This window comes from Pseudomonas sp. NPDC090752 (genome assembly GCF_055584805.1).
The window spans coordinates 549,006-567,064 of record NZ_JBVJLI010000001.1 but is presented as its reverse complement, the minus strand read 5'-3'; the positions used below and the strand labels follow the sequence as shown (position 1 = coordinate 567,064).

The 18,059-nt window shown below is 54.9% G+C and carries 19 protein-coding genes and 1 pseudogene; 13 read left to right on the top strand and 7 right to left on the bottom strand.

The annotated features are described in order from the left end of the window. The first annotated feature begins 3 nt into the window (after window positions 1-3). Both ACZ6YA_RS02435 and ACZ6YA_RS02430 read left to right on the top strand, forming a co-directional pair. Window positions 4-1,347 (top strand): OprD family porin, encoded by a 1,344-nt coding sequence (locus ACZ6YA_RS02435; protein WP_465895170.1) that lies wholly within the window; start codon window positions 4-6, stop codon window positions 1,345-1,347. A gap of 134 nt (window positions 1,348-1,481) precedes the next feature. After that, window positions 1,482-1,739 (top strand): type B 50S ribosomal protein L31, encoded by a 258-nt coding sequence (locus ACZ6YA_RS02430; RefSeq protein WP_465895168.1) that lies wholly within the window; start codon window positions 1,482-1,484, stop codon window positions 1,737-1,739. A gap of 78 nt (window positions 1,740-1,817) precedes the next feature. On the opposite strand, the gene ykgO is transcribed toward ACZ6YA_RS02430, so the two are convergent. The 4 genes from ykgO to hisI form a co-directional block, all read right to left on the bottom strand. After that, on the bottom strand, window positions 1,818-1,958 hold the full coding sequence (gene ykgO / locus ACZ6YA_RS02425) for a type B 50S ribosomal protein L36 (protein WP_465895167.1): 141 nt from the start codon (window positions 1,956-1,958) through the stop codon (window positions 1,818-1,820). Window positions 1,959-2,068: 110 nt separating this feature from the next. Next, window positions 2,069-2,473 carry an RNA polymerase-binding protein DksA gene (gene dksA / locus ACZ6YA_RS02420; protein ID WP_465895166.1) on the bottom strand — a complete coding sequence of 135 codons (405 nt, stop codon included), beginning with the start codon at window positions 2,471-2,473 and terminating at the stop codon, window positions 2,069-2,071. A 31-nt stretch (window positions 2,474-2,504) separates the two neighbouring features. Next, the gene (locus tag ACZ6YA_RS02415) at window positions 2,505-3,851 is read right to left on the bottom strand and encodes a dihydroorotase (RefSeq protein ID WP_465895165.1); all 1,347 of its coding nucleotides are present in this window, start codon (window positions 3,849-3,851) and stop codon (window positions 2,505-2,507) included. Continuing rightward, window positions 3,848-4,261: a phosphoribosyl-AMP cyclohydrolase gene (gene hisI / locus ACZ6YA_RS02410; RefSeq protein WP_465895164.1), complete on the bottom strand. Its 414-nt coding sequence runs from the start codon at window positions 4,259-4,261 to the stop codon at window positions 3,848-3,850. Before hisI ends, ACZ6YA_RS02415 begins: the two co-directional genes overlap by 4 nt. Window positions 4,262-4,358: 97 nt before the next feature. On the opposite strand from hisI, the gene ACZ6YA_RS02405 reads away from it, so the two are divergent. After that, on the top strand, window positions 4,359-4,796 hold the full coding sequence (locus ACZ6YA_RS02405; RefSeq protein WP_465895163.1) for a DUF4440 domain-containing protein: 438 nt from the start codon (window positions 4,359-4,361) through the stop codon (window positions 4,794-4,796). Between the two features lie 67 nt (window positions 4,797-4,863). Further along, a complete protein-coding gene (gene hemB / locus ACZ6YA_RS02400) occupies window positions 4,864-5,871 on the top strand; it encodes a porphobilinogen synthase (protein ID WP_465895162.1) in 1,008 nt (335 codons plus the stop codon). 64 nt (window positions 5,872-5,935) lie between these two features. Here hemB and ACZ6YA_RS02395 read toward each other — a convergent pair whose 3' ends face one another. Next, the gene (locus ACZ6YA_RS02395; RefSeq protein ID WP_465895161.1) at window positions 5,936-7,135 is read right to left on the bottom strand and encodes an N-acetylmuramoyl-L-alanine amidase; all 1,200 of its coding nucleotides are present in this window, start codon (window positions 7,133-7,135) and stop codon (window positions 5,936-5,938) included. Window positions 7,136-7,316: 181 nt separating this feature from the next. On the opposite strand from ACZ6YA_RS02395, the gene ACZ6YA_RS02390 reads away from it, so the two are divergent. The 7 genes and pseudogenes from ACZ6YA_RS02390 to ACZ6YA_RS02360 all read left to right on the top strand — a co-directional run bounded on the left by ACZ6YA_RS02390 (window position 7,317) and on the right by ACZ6YA_RS02360 (window position 13,955). Continuing rightward, window positions 7,317-7,733: a Fur family transcriptional regulator gene (locus ACZ6YA_RS02390; protein ID WP_465895160.1), complete on the top strand. Its 417-nt coding sequence runs from the start codon at window positions 7,317-7,319 to the stop codon at window positions 7,731-7,733. Window positions 7,734-7,765: 32 nt separating this feature from the next. Beyond that, a complete protein-coding gene (gene zigA / locus ACZ6YA_RS02385) occupies window positions 7,766-8,983 on the top strand; it encodes a zinc metallochaperone GTPase ZigA (RefSeq protein ID WP_465895158.1) in 1,218 nt (405 codons plus the stop codon). A gap of 53 nt (window positions 8,984-9,036) precedes the next feature. Further along, window positions 9,037-9,954 (top strand): GTP cyclohydrolase FolE2, encoded by a 918-nt coding sequence (gene folE2, locus ACZ6YA_RS02380; protein WP_465895157.1) that lies wholly within the window; start codon window positions 9,037-9,039, stop codon window positions 9,952-9,954. Further along, window positions 9,947-11,071, top strand: coding sequence for a CobW family GTP-binding protein (locus tag ACZ6YA_RS02375; RefSeq protein WP_465895156.1), 1,125 nt, complete (start codon window positions 9,947-9,949; stop codon window positions 11,069-11,071). Before folE2 ends, ACZ6YA_RS02375 begins: the two co-directional genes overlap by 8 nt. After that, entirely contained in the window at window positions 11,068-12,480 is a 1,413-nt protein-coding gene (gene cysS, locus ACZ6YA_RS02370) for a cysteine--tRNA ligase (protein WP_465895155.1), read from the top strand. The genes ACZ6YA_RS02375 and cysS overlap by 4 nt, the downstream gene beginning before the upstream one ends. Window positions 12,481-12,564: 84 nt before the next feature. Then, window positions 12,565-13,425: pseudogene (locus tag ACZ6YA_RS02365) on the top strand (tyrosine-type recombinase/integrase); the annotation flags it as partial. A 164-nt stretch (window positions 13,426-13,589) separates the two neighbouring features. Next, window positions 13,590-13,955 (top strand): winged helix-turn-helix domain-containing protein, encoded by a 366-nt coding sequence (locus tag ACZ6YA_RS02360; protein ID WP_465895154.1) that lies wholly within the window; start codon window positions 13,590-13,592, stop codon window positions 13,953-13,955. Window positions 13,956-14,008: 53 nt separating this feature from the next. On the opposite strand, the gene ACZ6YA_RS02355 is transcribed toward ACZ6YA_RS02360, so the two are convergent. Then, window positions 14,009-14,779 (bottom strand): SDR family NAD(P)-dependent oxidoreductase, encoded by a 771-nt coding sequence (locus ACZ6YA_RS02355; protein WP_465895153.1) that lies wholly within the window; start codon window positions 14,777-14,779, stop codon window positions 14,009-14,011. A 74-nt stretch (window positions 14,780-14,853) separates the two neighbouring features. Further along, window positions 14,854-15,684, bottom strand: coding sequence for a transporter substrate-binding domain-containing protein (locus tag ACZ6YA_RS02350; RefSeq protein WP_400794560.1), 831 nt, complete (start codon window positions 15,682-15,684; stop codon window positions 14,854-14,856). A gap of 312 nt (window positions 15,685-15,996) precedes the next feature. Between ACZ6YA_RS02350 and ACZ6YA_RS02345 the strand changes: the two genes are divergently transcribed. Beyond that, complete coding sequence (locus tag ACZ6YA_RS02345; RefSeq protein WP_400794559.1) at window positions 15,997-16,503, top strand: heme-degrading domain-containing protein; 507 nt, start codon at window positions 15,997-15,999, stop codon at window positions 16,501-16,503. Between the two features lie 101 nt (window positions 16,504-16,604). Beyond that, window positions 16,605-18,002 carry a GABA permease gene (gene gabP / locus ACZ6YA_RS02340; RefSeq protein WP_465895152.1) on the top strand — a complete coding sequence of 466 codons (1,398 nt, stop codon included), beginning with the start codon at window positions 16,605-16,607 and terminating at the stop codon, window positions 18,000-18,002. Window positions 18,003-18,059: the final 57 nt, after the last annotated feature.

Sequence of the window (18,059 nt, the reverse complement as noted above, 5' to 3'; positions counted from 1 at the left end):
ACAATGAATACCATATCGCTACGTTCAGTGGGCCTGGCCCTGCTGGTCAGTCCATTTGCTTCGGCCGATGCCGCCCAGAGCGAGTCCAGGGGCTTTATCGAGGACAGCAGCTGGTCGTTACTCAACCGCACCGTATTCGATCAACGTGATTACAAACACGGCGCCCGTAACAGTGGAGCGCGCAACGCTTACAAGCCTCGCAATGAAAGAAATGGCAAAGCCGAAGAATGGGCATACGGCCTGATGGGCACGTACCAGTCTGGCTTTACTCAAGGGATGATAGGTGTAGGCATCGACGCTCATGCCTACCTTGGCGTACAGCTCGACAGCGGTGGTGGGCGCGCGGGCAAGGCTCGATTACTGGGCGTAGACAACGACGGCCGCCCTAAAAACGAGTTCAGCCGGGGCGGCGCCGCCGTCAAAGTACGGGCCTCAAATACCGTGCTTTCGTACGGCGAGCAGCGCGTCAAGACGCCCGTATTCAGCTCCTCGGACAGCCGATTGCTGCCAGAAACCGCGACCGGGTGGTTTTTAGTCAGTAATGAAATCGAAGACGTCAAACTCACAGCCGGCCATTTCAACGAAAGCACCGATCGCAACGCCAGCAGTCACGATAAAGGGTTTGTGGTCAATTATTCAAACGCCCGCAAAGGTGACAAATTCGACTTGGCTGGCATCACCTGGGACCCCTCGGACCATTTCAGCGCAAGCTTATACACCTCGCGCTACGAGGACACCTGGACCCAGCATTACCTGGGCGGTGTATTCAGCCATGCACTGGATGACAGCAGCAGCCTGAGTTTCAATCTGAACGCGTATCGCACCACGGATTCTGGAAGATCGTTATCCGGACAAATCGACAACACCACTTGGAGCCTGGTCTCACGCTACAGCACAGGGGCCCATAGTCTCAGCCTAGGCTGGCAGCAAGTGGATGGGGATACCCCGTTCGACTACGTGACCCGTGGCGCCATCTGGATTGGCAACGCAGTACAGATGTCCGACTTCAATGCCCCCCACGAAAAATCGTGGCAAGCACGTTACGACCTGAACATGGGCCAGTTCGGTATTCCCGGTTTGAACCTTTCGGCAGCCTATGTGCGAGGTTTTGACATCGACGGTACGCATGCCGACCCTCGCGGTGGTTACGCATACCTAGGGTATGGCAAGGATGGCAGGCACTGGGAACGAGACTTGGAAGCACGTTATGTTGTGCAGAGCGGTGCTGCCAAAGGCCTCACGGTTTCACTGCGGCACAATGTGCATCGGGGCAACACCGCGCAAGCAGAATTGGATGCGGATCAGATCCGCATGGCTGTCGAGTATCCGCTGGCAGGTCGGATCTGAATTTCATGCGCATCCAAAGCCGATTCGAAGCATACGGCGGCGGGCTCGACACCTGAGCCTCACCTTCCGCGGGGCTTGAATCGATGCTAATTATGAGTGATTATCGTTACGTTATTACATTGCGGAGAAAGTGAATGAAGAGCGGCATCCATCCCAATTATCGTCCCGTGCTATTTCATGACGTGTCGGCGAGTGCCTTTTGGTTAATCGGCTCAACCATCGATACCGATAAAACATACGAGCACACAGACGGCGTTACCTACCCCTACGTAACCCTGGATGTCTCAAGCGCCTCCCACCCGGTCTACACTGGCCAGGAGCGCAAAGCCAAGACTGAGGGTCGGGTGGCTGGTTTCAACAAGCGCTTCGCCGGCTTTACATCCAGCACCTGACTCATCGCATCTAGGCCGAACCGCGCTCGTTGAATATCTACGGGCGCGGCGTCTGGAATGGATGCCAGCACCATCGCGTCAATTCTTCTTCACACCACCCTGCCGGGCTTTAAAGCGAGGATTTGATTTACAAATCACGTAAAGCCTGCCCCGGCGCTTCACTACCTGACAATCACGATGGCGGTTTTTGGCTTGCTTGAGTGACGAAAGAACCTGCATGGTGCCTCTCTTGTTATGTGATAACGTAATGATAATAAAAACCATTCGCACTCACAAGCCATCAATGCCACCTAGATCAAAGCCGCCCATCCTGTGATTGCCACAAACCATCAATCTTCACGCATGTGACGCTCTTTACGCTCCTGTCGCTCCTTCGCCTCAACACTCAGCGTTGCTGTTGGCCGCAACAACAATCGGCGCAAGCCGATGGGCTCACCGGTCTCTGTGCACCATCCATACTCCCCCTTTGAAATTCGCTCCAAGGCTTCGTCGATCTTGTCCAAGAGTTTCTTTTCACGCTCTAAAAGGCGCAGCTGCCATTGGCGCTGCTCCTCGACGGTGCCCAAATCTGATGGATCGCTGCTGGGCTCAAACTCTCGCATGATTTGAAACTCGCCGGAGATCCTCTCCTGAAGCTCGGTGCGCTGGGACAACAGCAGAGTTCTGAAAAAGTCCTGCTGCGCAGCATCCATATAGGCTTCTTCAGGCAGATTCAGCAATTCTTGTTCCGTCATTTGGTGGCTCTCGCGTCAGTGATACAGAGTGTTAATCTCGCTGCGGGTTGAAGGCCAATGGAAGACCTTGGCAGGTCTCATCGACTTTCCCGTCATGCCAGGCCAACTGCCCAGAAACTATCGTCGTCGTCACACGATGCCGCAGCTGATGATCCTGGAATGGCGTCCACTTGCATTGAGCGAGAACGGGATCAAGACTGACCGGGCGCCGCTCCTGAAGACGCTCAACCAAGGCAATATCTGCCCAATATCCTTCGCGCAGGTAACCGCGCTCGTGGATCGCAAACAGATCAGCGACCGCATGACTAGTTTTGCGCACCAGATGAGCGATAGGCAGCACTCCCTCCTCCACCAATTCGAACAGAGCGGGAAACGCGTGTTGCACGAGGGGCAATCCAGATGGTGCCGAGGCGTAGGGCCTTTGCTTTTCCAGCAACGTATGAGGGGCATGGTCTGTACCGATGACATCGATACGATCACAGAGCAAAGCCTGTCTGAGTGCATCACGATCGTCCTGAGATTTGATAGCAGGATTGCACTTGATGAGATTGCCCAGACTCGCGTAATCGCGGTCATCGAACAGGAGATGGTGCGCACAAACCTCAGCGGTGATGAGCTTGTTTTCCAACGACCCTGACTCAAAGAGCTTCAACTCTTTTGCCGTAGTCAGATGCAGCACGTGTAAGCGGGTATTGAATTTGTTGGCAAGCTCCACTGCCAGGCTTGAGGATCGGAAGCAAGCTTCGACGTCTCGGATCAGTGGATGCATATGGGCCGGAATGAAATCGCCGTATTGCTCCCGAAAGCGCGCTTCGTTGGCCAAAATCGAAGGCGTGTGCTCACAGTGCGCTAGCAAGATGGTAGGCACAGTAGCGAACAAGCGCTCAAGGACTCTCGGATCATCGACAAGCATGTCTCCGGTCGACGCGCCCATGAATACTTTAACGCCGGCTACCTGCCGAGGATCGAGCCCGGCGACCACCTCCAAATTGTCCTTGCTCACTCCAAAATGAAAGCCGTAGTTTGCTACTGATGATGCCGCGGCTCGCGCTTTCTTCTCATCGACGGCTCCAAGGGACAAGGTTGCCGGGTTGGTATTTGGCATGTCCATGAAGCTTGTGATACCACCGGCAACCGCGGCCCTTGATTCACTGGCGATTGTTGCTTTGTGAGCAGCTCCGGGCTCACGAAAATGCACCTGGTCGTCGATCATTCCAGGTACCAACCAAGCTCCCGCTGCATCAATTTCTACAGGGGTATTTAATCCGTCGATGCTGCTGGCAATCTTCTCAATTCGACCATGTGAGACGAGGACGTCAGCGTCGAAGACCCTACCCTCGTTCACCACACGAGCGTTTCTGATCAGAATTCGGCTCATGGCTTAATCCCTCTCGGATCGCCGCTCACCACCACCTGGTCGCCATCAATCACATTGAAGAAGCAACTGCGACGCCCCGTGTGACACGCAGCGCCTAGCTGATCGACGATAAGCAAAAGAGCGTCTCCATCACAGTCCAAACGGATCTCTTTGACGTGCTGTACATTTCCCGAGGTCTCACCTTTACGCCAAAGCCCTGTCCGAGAGCGCGACCAGTAACAGGCTCGCTGGGTCTCCAGCGTTTCGCGCAGTGCCTCCTCATTCATCCAGGCGAGCATCAGCACCTCACCACTGCCGTGCTGCACCGCGACGGTAGCTACTAGGCCCTGCGGACTCCATGGAATCTGACTGAGTACGTCGTTCAACGGGAAGCGGGTGCCAGCTGCTGCCTGCTCAAGCTTGAGAAACATGACCATGACCTGATTAAAATAGTTATGTTATAACGTATCATAAAATCGACTGCCGTTAGCAATTACGAACCCGTTTTGACCTTGGAGGTAAGCGTCTATGAACGATGCCCTTGCTGTGCACACCACCGCCGAACCCTACGCCGACACTGAGATAGCCTGCCTAGCTGGAGCTAAAGCTGCGCTCTACCGGTGGGCTGCAACCGTTGCTACCAGGGATGTGGACAAAGTCCTAGAACTCTACGCCCCGGATGCCATTTTGGTACCAACCCTGTCCAACCAGGTCCGCGATTGCAATGACAGCCGCCGCAACTACTTCGAAAATTTCTTGGCAAATGACGGCCTCGTTTGCGACATCCAGGTGTTCAAAAAACGCGTCAGCCGCAAGCTCGGAACTGTCGTCGTTGGAGGACTCTACACATTCGTTTATCGAGACGGCGGCGAGCAGCGAGTAGTACCGGCGCGCTTCCTGTTTACGTTCGAGCGAATCCTTGATGAGTGGTTGATCACTGGCCATCACTCGTCTATCGAAGCCTGAATCAGTCCAGGTTCGACCTTCAGGGGCGAACCCGATCCTCACCCAACCACATTTGACTGCGAAGTTTATGAACCAGTTTTCAACTCTCGGAAGCTATCCAGCACTACGCATGCGTCGCAACCGCGCAGATGACTGGACGCGCCGGCTCGTCGCCGAAAACATGCTGTCCGCGAACGATCTGATTTGGCCAATCTTTCTGAAAGAAGGGTCAAAGAAAAGCGAGGCTATTGACTCTATGCCGGGTCAGGAGCGCGTAACGCTGGACGCATTGATCGAACATGTAGGACGGGCGGTGGACCTAGGCATTCCAGCTATCGCGCTTTTCCCAGCGATCGCATCGGATCGCAAGGACAGTGAGGGAAGTGAAGCAACGAATCCCGACAACCTCGTATGCACTGCTGCGCGCTTGCTCAAAGCCACCTACCCCTCGCTCGGGCTAATCGGCGACGTTGCCCTTGATCCATATACAACCCACGGTCACGACGGGATGCTGCGCGACGGCATAGTTGCCAATGATGAAAGCCTCGAAATCCTGGCCCAGCAGGCGGTGGTCTTGGCGCAAGCGGGAATTGACACGCTTGCGCCCTCGGACATGATGGACGGACGCATTGGAAAGCTGCGAGCTGCCCTCGACCTTGCTGGATTCGCTGACGTTCGCCTTATGTCTTATGCGGCAAAATACGCTTCCGGATTCTATGGACCTTTTAGAGATGCGCTTGGATCATCTGGGGCATTGAAAGGCGATAAACGCACCTACCAAATGGATCCAGCCAACAGCCATGAAGCACTTCGCGAGGTGGCTCTGGATCTTCAGGAAGGCGCAGACATGATCATGGTTAAGCCCGGCATGCCCTACCTCGACATCATCCAGCGCGTTACTTCGACATTTAACGTTCCGACGTTCGCTTATCAGGTCAGCGGTGAGTACTCGATGATCAAGGGCGCCATCAACAACGGATGGCTAGACGCGGACACCGTCATTCTGGAATCTCTCTTGGCATTTAAACGGGCCGGCTGTAGCGGAGTCCTGACCTACTTCGCCATTGAGGCTGCCGCGCGACTGAAGCGCGGATAGACATCAGCGGAAAGGCGCCGGCACGCTGATAGGCCCGCCGGCGCATCTAGCCTACTCGCCCACTTCAGGCTTTCCCCGCCATTGCTTGAGCAGCAATTAGACTGCCTGGCGGTGGCTGCTGACGAAAATATCGGTCCACGCCCGCAAAAATCGCGTCGGCAACTTTACGTTGATGCTGAGCATCATGAAGTCGCCGGCAATCCCCTGCGTTGGAGATAAATCCTGTTTCTACAAGTATCGAGGGGATTGCAGCAGACTTGAGCACCGCAAATCCGGCCTGCTCGACCTTGGACTGATGCAAACTTGATATTTTGCCCAACCGAGAAAGCACTTGATGCCCCAGATCCAAGCTGTTTGAAATGGTTGCATTCATCGACATGTCGAGCAGCACTCCAGCCACCATCGGATCGTCCTTATGAAGCTTCACAGCTAACCCACCCCCAACTGAATCAGCACCATTTTCTCGCTCAGCCATCCAGCGCGCCATGGAAGAGGTGGCTCCACCCTGCGAAAGAGCAAAGACTGAGGCGCCAGAAGCGGTGAGCCTAGGAGCAGCGTCCGCATGCACAGAAATGAACAAATCAGCGTTCAAGCGCTGAGCCAGCTCTGCGCGTTTGCGTAAAGGGATAAAGATGTCGCTGGAACGCACCAGCCGCGACTTGTACCCCTTCTGACCATTGATTCTCTTGGCCAGCAATGTCGCGATCTGTAAGGCCACAATTTTTTCCTGCTCCCCTTTGGCACCCACCGCCCCTGGATCCTTCCCACCGTGACCTGCGTCAATCACCACCAACAAATCCCGGTTAGGTTTCCCCTTTGTGATTGTGTCTTGATCTCGGGGCTGAGCTTGCGATGTGGCCGCCACGAAAGACGGATCAGTCAAGCTGAGTTCCAGCCTGTGGGCACCGGCCGACGAGGGGCGAAGCTCTCCGCGGATGCCGGATTTGGAAAGATCCAATACGAGCCTGAGATCTCCTGTAGGGGTTTTTCCACTTCGGATCGCGCGTACGGGTGTGCCGTCAAGCACTATGCCTGTGAGCGGCGCCTCAAGAACAGCTTGCTGAAGATCAATTACCAACCGTGGTGGTGAGTCCAGACTGAAACTGTTCGCGATCACAGGCCCGCTTAGATCCAGCAATAGTCTAGTAGCACCAGCCGCCTTACTAACGCTGACCCGTCGTACCGCCTGAGCTGCATTCGCAGCGAGAGGTGTCGGCAGAGCCAAACCAGCCAATAGAAATTTCAACAAGCTACGCCTGTCCATGAACCACCGATACGTTCGTTAACCCTTCAGCCAGGCTCCAGCGCGGCGCCCCAGTGCGACCAATCGAGCGAGGCCCTAGCGTGCAATCCCGATAAAGCTCTGGCGCTCGACCAAATGTTACGTTATAACATCACTATTATAAATGCTTGGGCTGAAGTTTCATGTTCCATCAGGAGCCTCCATGCGACTGACCTCTAACCAGCAACGAGTTCTGGCTACCCTTCAGCAATCAGGCACGCCAATGAGTGCTTACAAAATCCTTGAGTGCTTGAAAGACGAAGGCTTCAAGGCCCCCATGCAGATCTACCGAGCCCTCGGCTACCTAGCCAAGAATGGCCTTGTTCATCGCCTGGAATCCCTCAATGCATACGTGAAATGTGACCCTCCCACCTCCCTCGATGGCGGTGTGAAAGCGTTCGCAATCTGCGATTCGTGTGGACGGGTCGATGAGTTCGTAGTGCCTTCGCTCAATAGGTATTTAGGCAACTGGTTGAAGCAGAACGTTTTCTCTCTAGGCAGCTCGATCATCGAGCTGCGTGGGCAGTGCTGCCTCTGTTGCGAGCTTGAGCACCCATCAAAGTACAGCGTCGACCCATAGGCCGTTACGCCATTTTCTACCGTGAGAACCCAATGACAGCCCCGATATCAACCTTGAGAGAAGCGCAGAAGCTTCCCGTTACCGTCTTGTCCGGATTTTTAGGGGCAGGCAAAACCACACTGCTCAACCACATTTTGAACAATCGCGAAGACCGACGCGTTGCTGTAATCGTCAACGACATGAGCGACGTAAACATTGATGCAGCGCTGGTTCGAGACGGCGGTGCTGAACTCTCGCGTACGGACGAAAAGCTGGTCGAAATGAGCAATGGGTGCATTTGCTGCACCCTTCGAGAAGACCTTTTGATTGAGGTAGGCCGGCTCGCCAAAGAAGGTCGGTTCGACCAGCTTGTCATCGAGTCGACCGGCATCTCCGAGCCGCTACCAGTGGCTGAAACCTTCACCTTTGAAGGTGAAGATGGGCGCAGTCTCGGCGAACTGGCCCGACTCGATACCATGGTCACCGTCGTCGATGCGTTCAATTTTCTTCGAGACTACAGCTCGCGCGACAACTTGCAGGCACGTGGCGAGTCCCTGGGTGATGAAGACGTTCGCACTGTGGTGGATCTTCTGGTTGAGCAGATAGAGTTTTGCGACGTAATCGTGCTCAACAAGGTCGATCTGATCGGTGAAGAGGAGCGCACTCAACTGATCGCGATCCTGGGGGCCCTCAATCCCCGTGCAAAGATCGAGATCTCAGAGTTCGGTAAAGTGCCGCTGGGTCGTGTTTTGGACACAGGCCTTTTCGATTTTGATGAAGCGTCCAAAGCGCCGGGCTGGATGCAAGAAATGCGTGGAACTCATACGCCCGAAACCGATGAGTACGGAATACAAAGCTTCGTCTACAGAGCCCGCCGTCCCTTCCACCCTGAGCGTTTCTACGCGCTTGTCGAAAGCGAATGGCCGGGAGTCGTCCGCTCCAAAGGGTACTTCTGGCTCGCAAGCGAGCCGGCCATGGCCGGTAACTGGTCTCAGGCCGGTGCAGTCGCAAGACATGGCCCAGCGGGTTACTGGTGGGCGGCAATTCCTGAAGATCGCTGGCCAGCAGACCCTGAGACTGTCGAGCAAATTCGAGCTAAATGGGACCAGGACGTCGGCGATGCGCGACAGGAACTCGTCATCATTGGGATGGGCATGGACGAGGCCTCACTGCGCGCGAGCTTTGACGCTTGCCTTCTTTCAGAAGAAGAAATGGCCTTGGGACCCAAAGGCTGGATGAAGCTGAGCAACCCCTTTCCTGGCTGGAACTGAATTGACACCGCCCTCCTATGACCAGGAAGGCCGAACACCCGCGGACATACAAAATGAGTGCAGTACTACCCGACGTATCCGTCACTGACCGTGCCCCATTGCTCGCCCCGCTTGAATGGGTCGGAATGCAAGGCATCGACCTACCGATCGTTATTGACGAGCCGGGCTACCACCGCGAGCTACACGCTAAGGCCGATGTACAGGTGGATTTGCCGGCACCTCAGGTCAAGGGAATACACATGTCCCGCCTATATCGGCTGCTGGACGGCTGGGGGAATGACGGAGACGTTTCACCTACGAGTATTCGTGCACTGCTCAGCAGCATGGTGGATAGCCATCATGATTGCGACACTCGTAGCGCAAGGCTATTACTTGATTTCGATCTGCTCGTGCGTCGACCAGCCCTCATCACGGAGGGCTTATCAGGATGGAAATCATATCCAGTACGGTTGAATGCTTCGCTGGTGGATGGTGACTTTGCGCTGAGCGTTGAGTGCACGATCGGGTATTCCTCGACTTGCCCTTGTTCCGCAGCACTCTCACGGCAACTGATCGAGGCGCGTTTCCGGGAAACGTTTTCAAACCAGCAGCTAGTTGATCCGGCGACCGTCGCGGACTGGTTGCGGGCGAATGCCTCGTTAGCCACACCGCACAGTCAGCGTAGCGAAGCGTGCGTTCGAATTTCCATCGACGGAGATAGCTCGGCCCTCGGACTTTTAGCTCTGATTGACGCAGTAGAGGCCGCCTTGGGCACTCCCGTTCAGACAGCAGTCAAAAGGGCGGATGAGCAGGCGTTCGCGGCGCTGAATGGTCAGAACCTAATGTTCGTGGAAGACGCCGCACGCCGCATCCGAGCGGCACTCGCACGACATCAGAATCCTCAAGTGCATGTACGACATTTGGAGAGTCTGCATCCACACGACGCTGCTGCATGGTCTGCTCCATTCGGTCCAGGGCAAGCTTATGAATAAGCCAAGCACTTCACTCATCCCCGTTACGCTACTCACAGGATTTCTGGGCAGCGGCAAAACTACGTTGTTGAATCAGCTAGTAGGGCAACCGGAATTCGCCAACACGCTGATTATCATCAACGAGTTTGGCGAGATGGCCTTAGACCATCTATTGGTCACCCATAGCCAGGACAACATCGTCATGGAAATGGGCAGCGGCTGCGTTTGCTGCACGATTCGCGTTGACCTCGTGCAGACTTTGCGAGACATCACCTGGCGGTTTACGAGAGAGGGGCAGCGTCAGTTTGATCGCGTCCTTATCGAAACCACCGGTTTAGCGGATCCTGCGCCAATAATCCATACCCTGATGACACACGAGCACGTTGCACCAAAGTACCGGTTGGATGGAGTAGTTGCGACGGTTGACCTGGCCACGGGCATGGCCACACTCGATCGCCATCCGGAAGCGATCAAACAAGCGGCCATGGCCGACGTTCTGCTTCTCACCAAAGGCGACCTGATGAGTCTGGAAGCTCGGGCTGAGCTTCTTGAACGGATTTCTGACATCAATCCAGCAGCTCCTCGCTGGGAAATCCTGAATGGCGAGTTGCAGGCTCAGAAGATCCTAGATCTTGGACTGTTCAGCTATGAGGGCAAGTTGCCTGACGTAGGGCGCTGGCTAAATGAGAAATCCTACAAGACGGGAGAAACACCGAAATTCCAGATCGCGCTCCAGCCACAGGACAGCATGAATCGAGGCCTGTTCTCTGCCGGCCTGCGCGCTCCGCAGTACGACGTGAACCGACATGACGACCGAATTCGTGCGTTCTGCTTCACCATCGACAATCCCATCAGTGAGCTGGCTCTTGAGTGTTGGCTAGAGGTTCTTATGACCGTGCTCGGAAACAGGATTCTCCGGGTTAAAGGCATCATCAATCTTGAAGGATTTGACACCCCCGCCGCTCTGCACGGCGTCCAACACATCTTCCATCAACCTGCTCCACTGCCGGCATGGCCGAACGAAGACAGAAGGTCTCGCTTGGTCTTCATTACCCAAGACGTTACTCGTGAAATGATCGAAATGACGTTCCGAGCTTTCAAGGATAAGGCGGCACATATCGAAGGCATCAGCGTATGACGTCGGCCATTTTCCTACACAACACGCTCACCCGTCAGAAAGAAGCGCTGCGCACGGAACAGCCCGACCGCGTGAACATGTATGTATGCGGCCCGACCGTCTACAACTACGCCCATATCGGAAATGCCAGGCCCGCGGTGGTTTTCGACATCCTCGCCAGGCTGCTGCGACAAGAATTCAAAGAGGTGATATACGCCCGTAATTTCACAGATGTGGACGACAAGATCAATGCGGCAGCGATCGCGTCAGGATGCCCTATCGCGGACATTACGACTCGATTCATCGATGCCTACCATGAGGACATGGAAGCTCTTGGAATCGCCCCGCCCGATCTTGAACCGTGCGTAACGCATCATATCCCAGAGATCATTAGTCTGATCCAGCGACTTGTCGAACGCGGTCATGCGTATGTTGAGCAAGAGCACGTGCTTTTCCACGTGCCCTCCTACCCTGCATACGGTGAGTTATCAGGCCGCTCCCCTAAGGACATGATGGCCGGTGCTCGTGTGGAGGTTGCACCCTACAAGCTCAGCCCGCTCGACTTCGTGCTGTGGAAACCATCCACACCCGAACTGCCTGGTTGGGCAAGTCCGTGGGGTAGAGGTCGGCCCGGCTGGCATGTGGAGTGCACCGCGATGATCGGGCGCCACCTCGGGCATACAATCGATATTCATGGCGGAGGCCAAGACCTCATTTTTCCTCATCACGAAAATGAGATCGCTCAGGGAGCCTGTGCAAACGGCACTCTGTACTGCCGAACCTGGGTGCATAACAGCTTCGTCACGGTAGATGGGCAGAAGATGTCCAAGTCATTAGGAAACGTTCTGCTAGTCCGAGACCTCCTAGCCCATGCCCCTGGCGAAGCTGTTCGCTTCGCTTTGCTCTCCACACATTATCGTCGTCCGATGGATTGGAATGCCCAGCGTTTGCAAAGCGCGGTCCAAACGTTGAGCCGACTCTACTGCTCGCTTTCAAAAGCCAAATCGGTCATTCCCACCCCCGGCGTCAGGCCAGATGAAAAAGTGCTTGAGGCGCTGAAGAATGACTTGTGCGTAACCGAAGCAATCGCCCGTATTCATGTGCTGCGATCGGAACTCGACACCGCCGCCACTCATGAAGATAAAGCACTGAGCAAAGCGAAGCTGATCAATTCTGCCGCCCTACTAGGCATCCTTCAGCAGGATCCTGAAACAGCCCTCAGCGCATTGACCGCACCTGCCGACGTCGGTCAAACGCGACGTCGTCAGCATCATCTTCAACCCCTATTGGACGCGAGGGATCAGGCGCGCGCGTCGCGAGACTTTGCTAAAGCAGACGCTTTGCGTGATGAGCTAATGGCAGCCGGCTTTAGCATTGAGGACACGCCTGAAGGCTCCAAATTGCGCCCTTCTGCCCGGAGGGTGATATGAGGCAACTGCCTAATTCGATCTTGATCGCACTGGTGCGAGGGTATCAGCTATGCATCAGTCCAATCATAGGAAGCCGATGCCGCTTTACCGGCTATTGGGGATAAGCCGCTGCGCACCATCACCGAAAAAGACCTGCTCGGCGTGCTGCGCTCGGTCAAGTCTCGTGGTTTAAACCGTACCGTCGTGATCCTCAGCAAGGACATCGGTCAGATGCTGCGATGGGCCGAAAAACGTAAGCCGTGGCGTACGCTGATGATCGACGGAAACCCCGCCGACCTGGTTGATGTCAACAAACTGCTTGATCATAACTACCAGGAGCAGCGCGACCGCCTTCTCAGCATTGGCGAAATCCAAGAGCTGCATCAGATTTTCGTACAACTAGCGCGTGAGTACGACGCCCTGCCCGTTGGCCAAAAATACTCCGGTATCCGACCTGTAAATCCTCGAGTGCAATGCGCTGTCTGGATTTGTCTCAGTACGCTCTGCCGCATTGGCGAACTGCTGAAATCCGAATGGCGATATGTTGATCTGGATAAAGGTACCTGGTTTATTCCTGCGGAAGCCACTAAAGGACACAAAGGCAAACGGCAGGATCACCATATATTCCTATCAACATTCGCACGGAACCAGTTCACACGTCTTTGGCAAGAAACCGGTCACACCTCTTTCTGCTTCCCCAGCAAGGATGAAAGCGGTCATGTCGATACTAAAACAGTCAGTAAGCTGATCGGGGATCGGCAATGCTGCTTCAAGAATCGTAGCAAGCCTCTATCCGGCCGCCATCATGACGATTCTTTGGTGCTAGGCCAAGGGACTAAGGGTGAATGGACTCCGCATGATTTGCGTCGAACTGGCGCGACAATGATGCAGGAGCTAGGTGTAACACTGGAGATCATTGATCGTTGCCAGAATCACATGCTGCGGGGCTCAAGAGTACGCCGGCACACATCGTCGTGCACCAGCACTTGTTTCATACGATTGGCCGGCGATTAGCGAGTAAATAAGCGCAATACGGCTCCGCTGCGGTGCGACATTGATCAGTAATTAACCATTTGGTCCGTTGCACTCAGCACTGCATACATCATAGAATCCCCTCCCAGGCGTCCAATTTGCATGGTTTGACTGTGAGCTATTGTCCGAATCTTTACGTTGGAACAGATGTAAAAAATCCGAGAAACGGTAAATATCTAATATTGAATGCCCTCAATAATGAGATTCATTCCGAAGGGACTTATTACCGGCTCAAGGCCACGCCATTTAGACTTATGCATCTACTTGCGCAAAATGCAGAATGCATAGTCAGCAGAAAGGTAATTCTTAAAGAAGTATGGGGATATGAATTTGATCCCGGCACAAAAATAATCGAAGTGCAACTCAACTATCTGCGTAAAACCCTGAAGTCGATGGCATCAGGCTATGAAATCAAAACGTATTGGGGAAAAGGCATCAGCCTTCGACGCACTCAAAGCGGGTAACAGCCGTGAGGACATGTGCTACCCGCCCTTGTAACCTCTATTAGCCCGTGCAGTTAACGGATGTAGCTTCCACCGTTCACATCAAGGGTAGCGCCGTTCAGCGACGCTTGAGTCGGACGGAGTGTGAACGCAACCAATTCAGCAATCTCTGCCGGGCTGGCCATTCGGCCGACGGGAATATCGGAGACTGCCGCAGCTTCTCCATGCTGGGCTATGAACTGCTCAGCCATGTCCGTGCGCACCCACCCTGGAGAAATGGCCACCGCCACGACACCATCGCCGGCAACGCTGCGAGCGAGAGATTTGGTTAGGTTGATCAACGCTGCCTTGCTTGAACCATATGGCAGTGCGTCAGCGGCATAACCGCGCTGGGCCGCGCGGCTAGCCATATTGATAATACGCCCCCCACCCTGGGCACGGTAATGCGCAACAGCCTCACGACACAGATCCGCAGCAGCGAAGAAGTTGACCTGAAACTCCCGCCGCCAAGCTTCGCGCCACTTCGAGGACGGTGCATCGAGAGGTATCTCGGTGCGGATACCCGCATTGTTAACCAACCCGTGGATTCTGCCACCACACACATCTAGAGCTGCTTGCCAGAGACGTTCAGGACCGGATTCATCGCTTAGATCCCCCTGAACAACCCAGCCGTTGCCACCGATTCGGCTCAAGAGATCCAGTGCACCTTTTTCATCACGACTGTAGTGAATTACAGGCCGGGCACCTTCAGCTGCCAGTCGCTCAACAATGGCAGCACCGATGCCACCAGAGGCCCCGGTTACCAGCACAGTCTGCCCACCTAAGGGTCGTATCGCGTCACTCATGAGTGCTCACCTTCCTTTGTCGAGGTTGATAAAAAGCCGCTAGGTCGTGAACGAACCAGCGGCTTTCCATAAAATTATTTGGCAGCGTTTGCCTCTGTAGAGGCCTTATCGACCAACTGTTGGATCTCGCCCGTATCACGACGCTGACGCAGGTAGATGTTGAGCACCTCTAGGTCAGCGGGAGAAATGTCACGGCGCACGCCGAACGAAACGCCTTGTTTGGCTAAGGCTGGTTTTGGGAGGATCTCCCGTGTCCAGTCTGGGTTGGCGAGTGCGAAGAGATGGTTGGTGTCGCTTGCATCAACCAGGACATCTGCACGCTTGGACATGACGGCCAGGCGAGCTTCATCCATCCCCGGCAAACGCATGATCTTGCCGTTGCGGATTACCGACGTAATTGCCTTGTCCTGTGCGGTTCCCGACATCACCGCGAATGTGATCTCTGGCTTGTCCAACGTAGCAATGTCGTCCTTTACATCCGCCAGCTTGGGGTTCGCCTTGTTCACCAGCAACGACACCTGATAGTCAGTTGCCGGCACCGTGAAGGCGACCGCCAGAGCGCGCTCCGGCGTTTGGTTCAGCGCCATGGCCAGGTCCCATTTGCTGCTTTGAAGCCCAGCCACAAGGTTATCCCAGTTCGTATCAACGAACGTGACCTTGACCTTGAGCACTTTCTCGCCGAAGTCGCGGCATAGGTCCACGAAATATCCGCTGTAGTCACCGCTCTTGGCGTCACGCATGACGTAAGGCGCCGCCACCGCTGCGCCGCAACGTAGTACGCCGGCTTTCTGAACGTCCTGCCAGAGGGAGGTCTCAGCAGCTTGGGCTGATTGAGCGATTAGCGCGCTGCACATGCTGACAGCGACAAAGATTGCCTTCAGAGGAGCGGAAACGGAACGGGACATTTTGAACCTCACTGAAAATCATTGTTTTTTTGGCAGAAAGGTACGACACGTTGGTGCATGCGACTTTGTGTGCATGACTGCACTCAAAATAAAAATTATGCTAGGAGCTGTCAAGAGCCTTAGGCATCCGTTCAACGATCCTCTTAAAGCCGCTGACGAGGGACAGAAAATTGCCCCTAGGCGAAATGCATAGGGCAGAAAAACTATACCTATACGTAAGAAAATATGGATTTAACTCACCAATTGATCAGGTACATGCTGTAGAGATCGGTAGAGCGCTGGCTGACATCAGGCCAGTAGAGGGAGATTGATATGAGTTTGAAAGACGAGCTGGCAGTGTTGATTCGCCAGGAAGAAACCCTTCAATTTCCAAGCTTCGACGAAGAGCGTGCGTGGGAGCTTGGCACCTTTCTATACCAACAGGCGGCAGCTCAGTCGTGGCCGCTGGTAATCGACATACGCCGCTTTGACCGCCCACTCTTTTTCGCTGCCCGCACAGGGATGACTGCGGACAACCAGGATTGGGTCAGACGAAAGAGCAACACCGTGCAGCGTTTTCTGCGCAGCTCCTATCGACTTCGCTATCAACTGGCACTCGATAACCAAGACATCACTCAGCGTTATTTCTTGTCCCCAGCTGATTACGCCAGCGTGGGGGGAGGATTCCCAATCATTGTGCGAGGCACCGGAGTAATCGGCTCTGTCACCGTTTCCGGCCTACCAGATCGACAGGATCACCAGATCATCGTTGAGGCGCTATGCGAGCTGCTTGGCCATGATCCTGCTGAGCTTTCGCTGAGCACCGAATCGCCCTTCTAAGGGCAGCGCGACTGAAAGACCGAGTGCTGAGGCATTGCTCAGTACTGGGCTCTCGCGACTTCCGGATTAGAACGTTCCAAAAACAATTACTGAGTCTAACCATGTCCAACACATCACTTGCACCCGGCTTGAAGCAGCGTCACGTCACCATGCTGTCCATAGCCGGAGTGATCGGTGCCGGTCTTTTTGTTTTCTCCGGCCATGCAATCGCTAAAGCAGGCCCTGCTGCACTCCTGGCTTACATTCTCACGGGGGCATTAGTCGTATTGGTGATGCGGATGCTGGGTGAAATGGCGGTTGCCTCCCCAGATACAGGATCTTTTTCCACCTACGCTGACCGCGCCATCGGACCTTGGGCCGGATTCAGCATCGGCTGGCTGTACTGGTGGTTCTGGGTGCTGGCAATTCCACTGGAAGCCATCGCAGCGGCGAACATCATCAACGCTTGGTTACCCGCATTGGACACCTGGGTGATTGCCTCCGCGCTCATCCTGGTCCTGACTTGCTCCAACTTCTTCAGTGTCGCTCGTTACGGCGAGTTCGAGTTCTGGTTCGGACTGTTGAAAATCATCGCCATCATTGGCTTCATTGCCCTGTGCTGCGCGGCGCTCATGGGGCTGCTGCCGGAACGCGAAGTCAGCGGTATGGGGCAACTGATGGCGCTGCATGGTGGGTTCGCGCCTAATGGCCTGGCCGCAATCGTCGGGGCGATGCTGACCACCATGTTCAGCTTCATCGGCGCCGAGGTGGTTACCATCGCCGCCGCCGAGTCGAAGAATCCAGCTCGACAGATCACTCGCGCGACCAATTCAGTAGTGTGGCGCATCTGCGTCTTCTACCTTCTCTCCATCGTGATGATCCTGTCCATTGTCCCTTGGAACGACCCTCGCCTGCCGGAAGTGGGGTCCTTCCAACGTGCGCTGGAAATCATGCGTATTCCTAATGCCAAGCTGATCATCGACGTCGTGGTTCTGCTGGCCGTTGCAAGCTGCATGAACTCCCAAGTCTACACCGGGTCGCGGATGCTCTACTCGCTGGCGCAGCGCGGCGATGCCCCACGCTTCCTGAAGCGCGTCAACCAGTCGAAGGTGCCGTTTGCTGCCGTGGCCAGTACCACTGTTCTCGGCGTGGTGGCGACCTTTATCAACTACTTCGCACCTGAGAACGTGTTCAAGTTCCTGCTTTCGACTTCGGGTGCAGTGGCATTGCTGGTCTATCTCGTGATAGCCGTTTCCCAACTGTGCCTGCGTAAGAAGATGCTGGCTGCCGGCAAGACTCTGGAGTTCCGCATGTGGCTGTTCCCATGGCTGACCTGGTTGGTGATCGTGTTCATCAGCGGGGCGCTGATCAGCATGTTCTTCATTCCTGCGTATCGCCCAGAGATCACCGCGACCGGGCTATTGGCAGTCGTGATCATCTGCTTGGGCCTGATGAACTCGCGCAAGACTTCGCACCAATCCACTCAGCACTCGAAGGTACGGGCCCCACTGCCTGAATGACCTTCAAAAATCCTGAATGCTGCATCTGTACCCGCAACAATTACCGGAGAGTCAAAC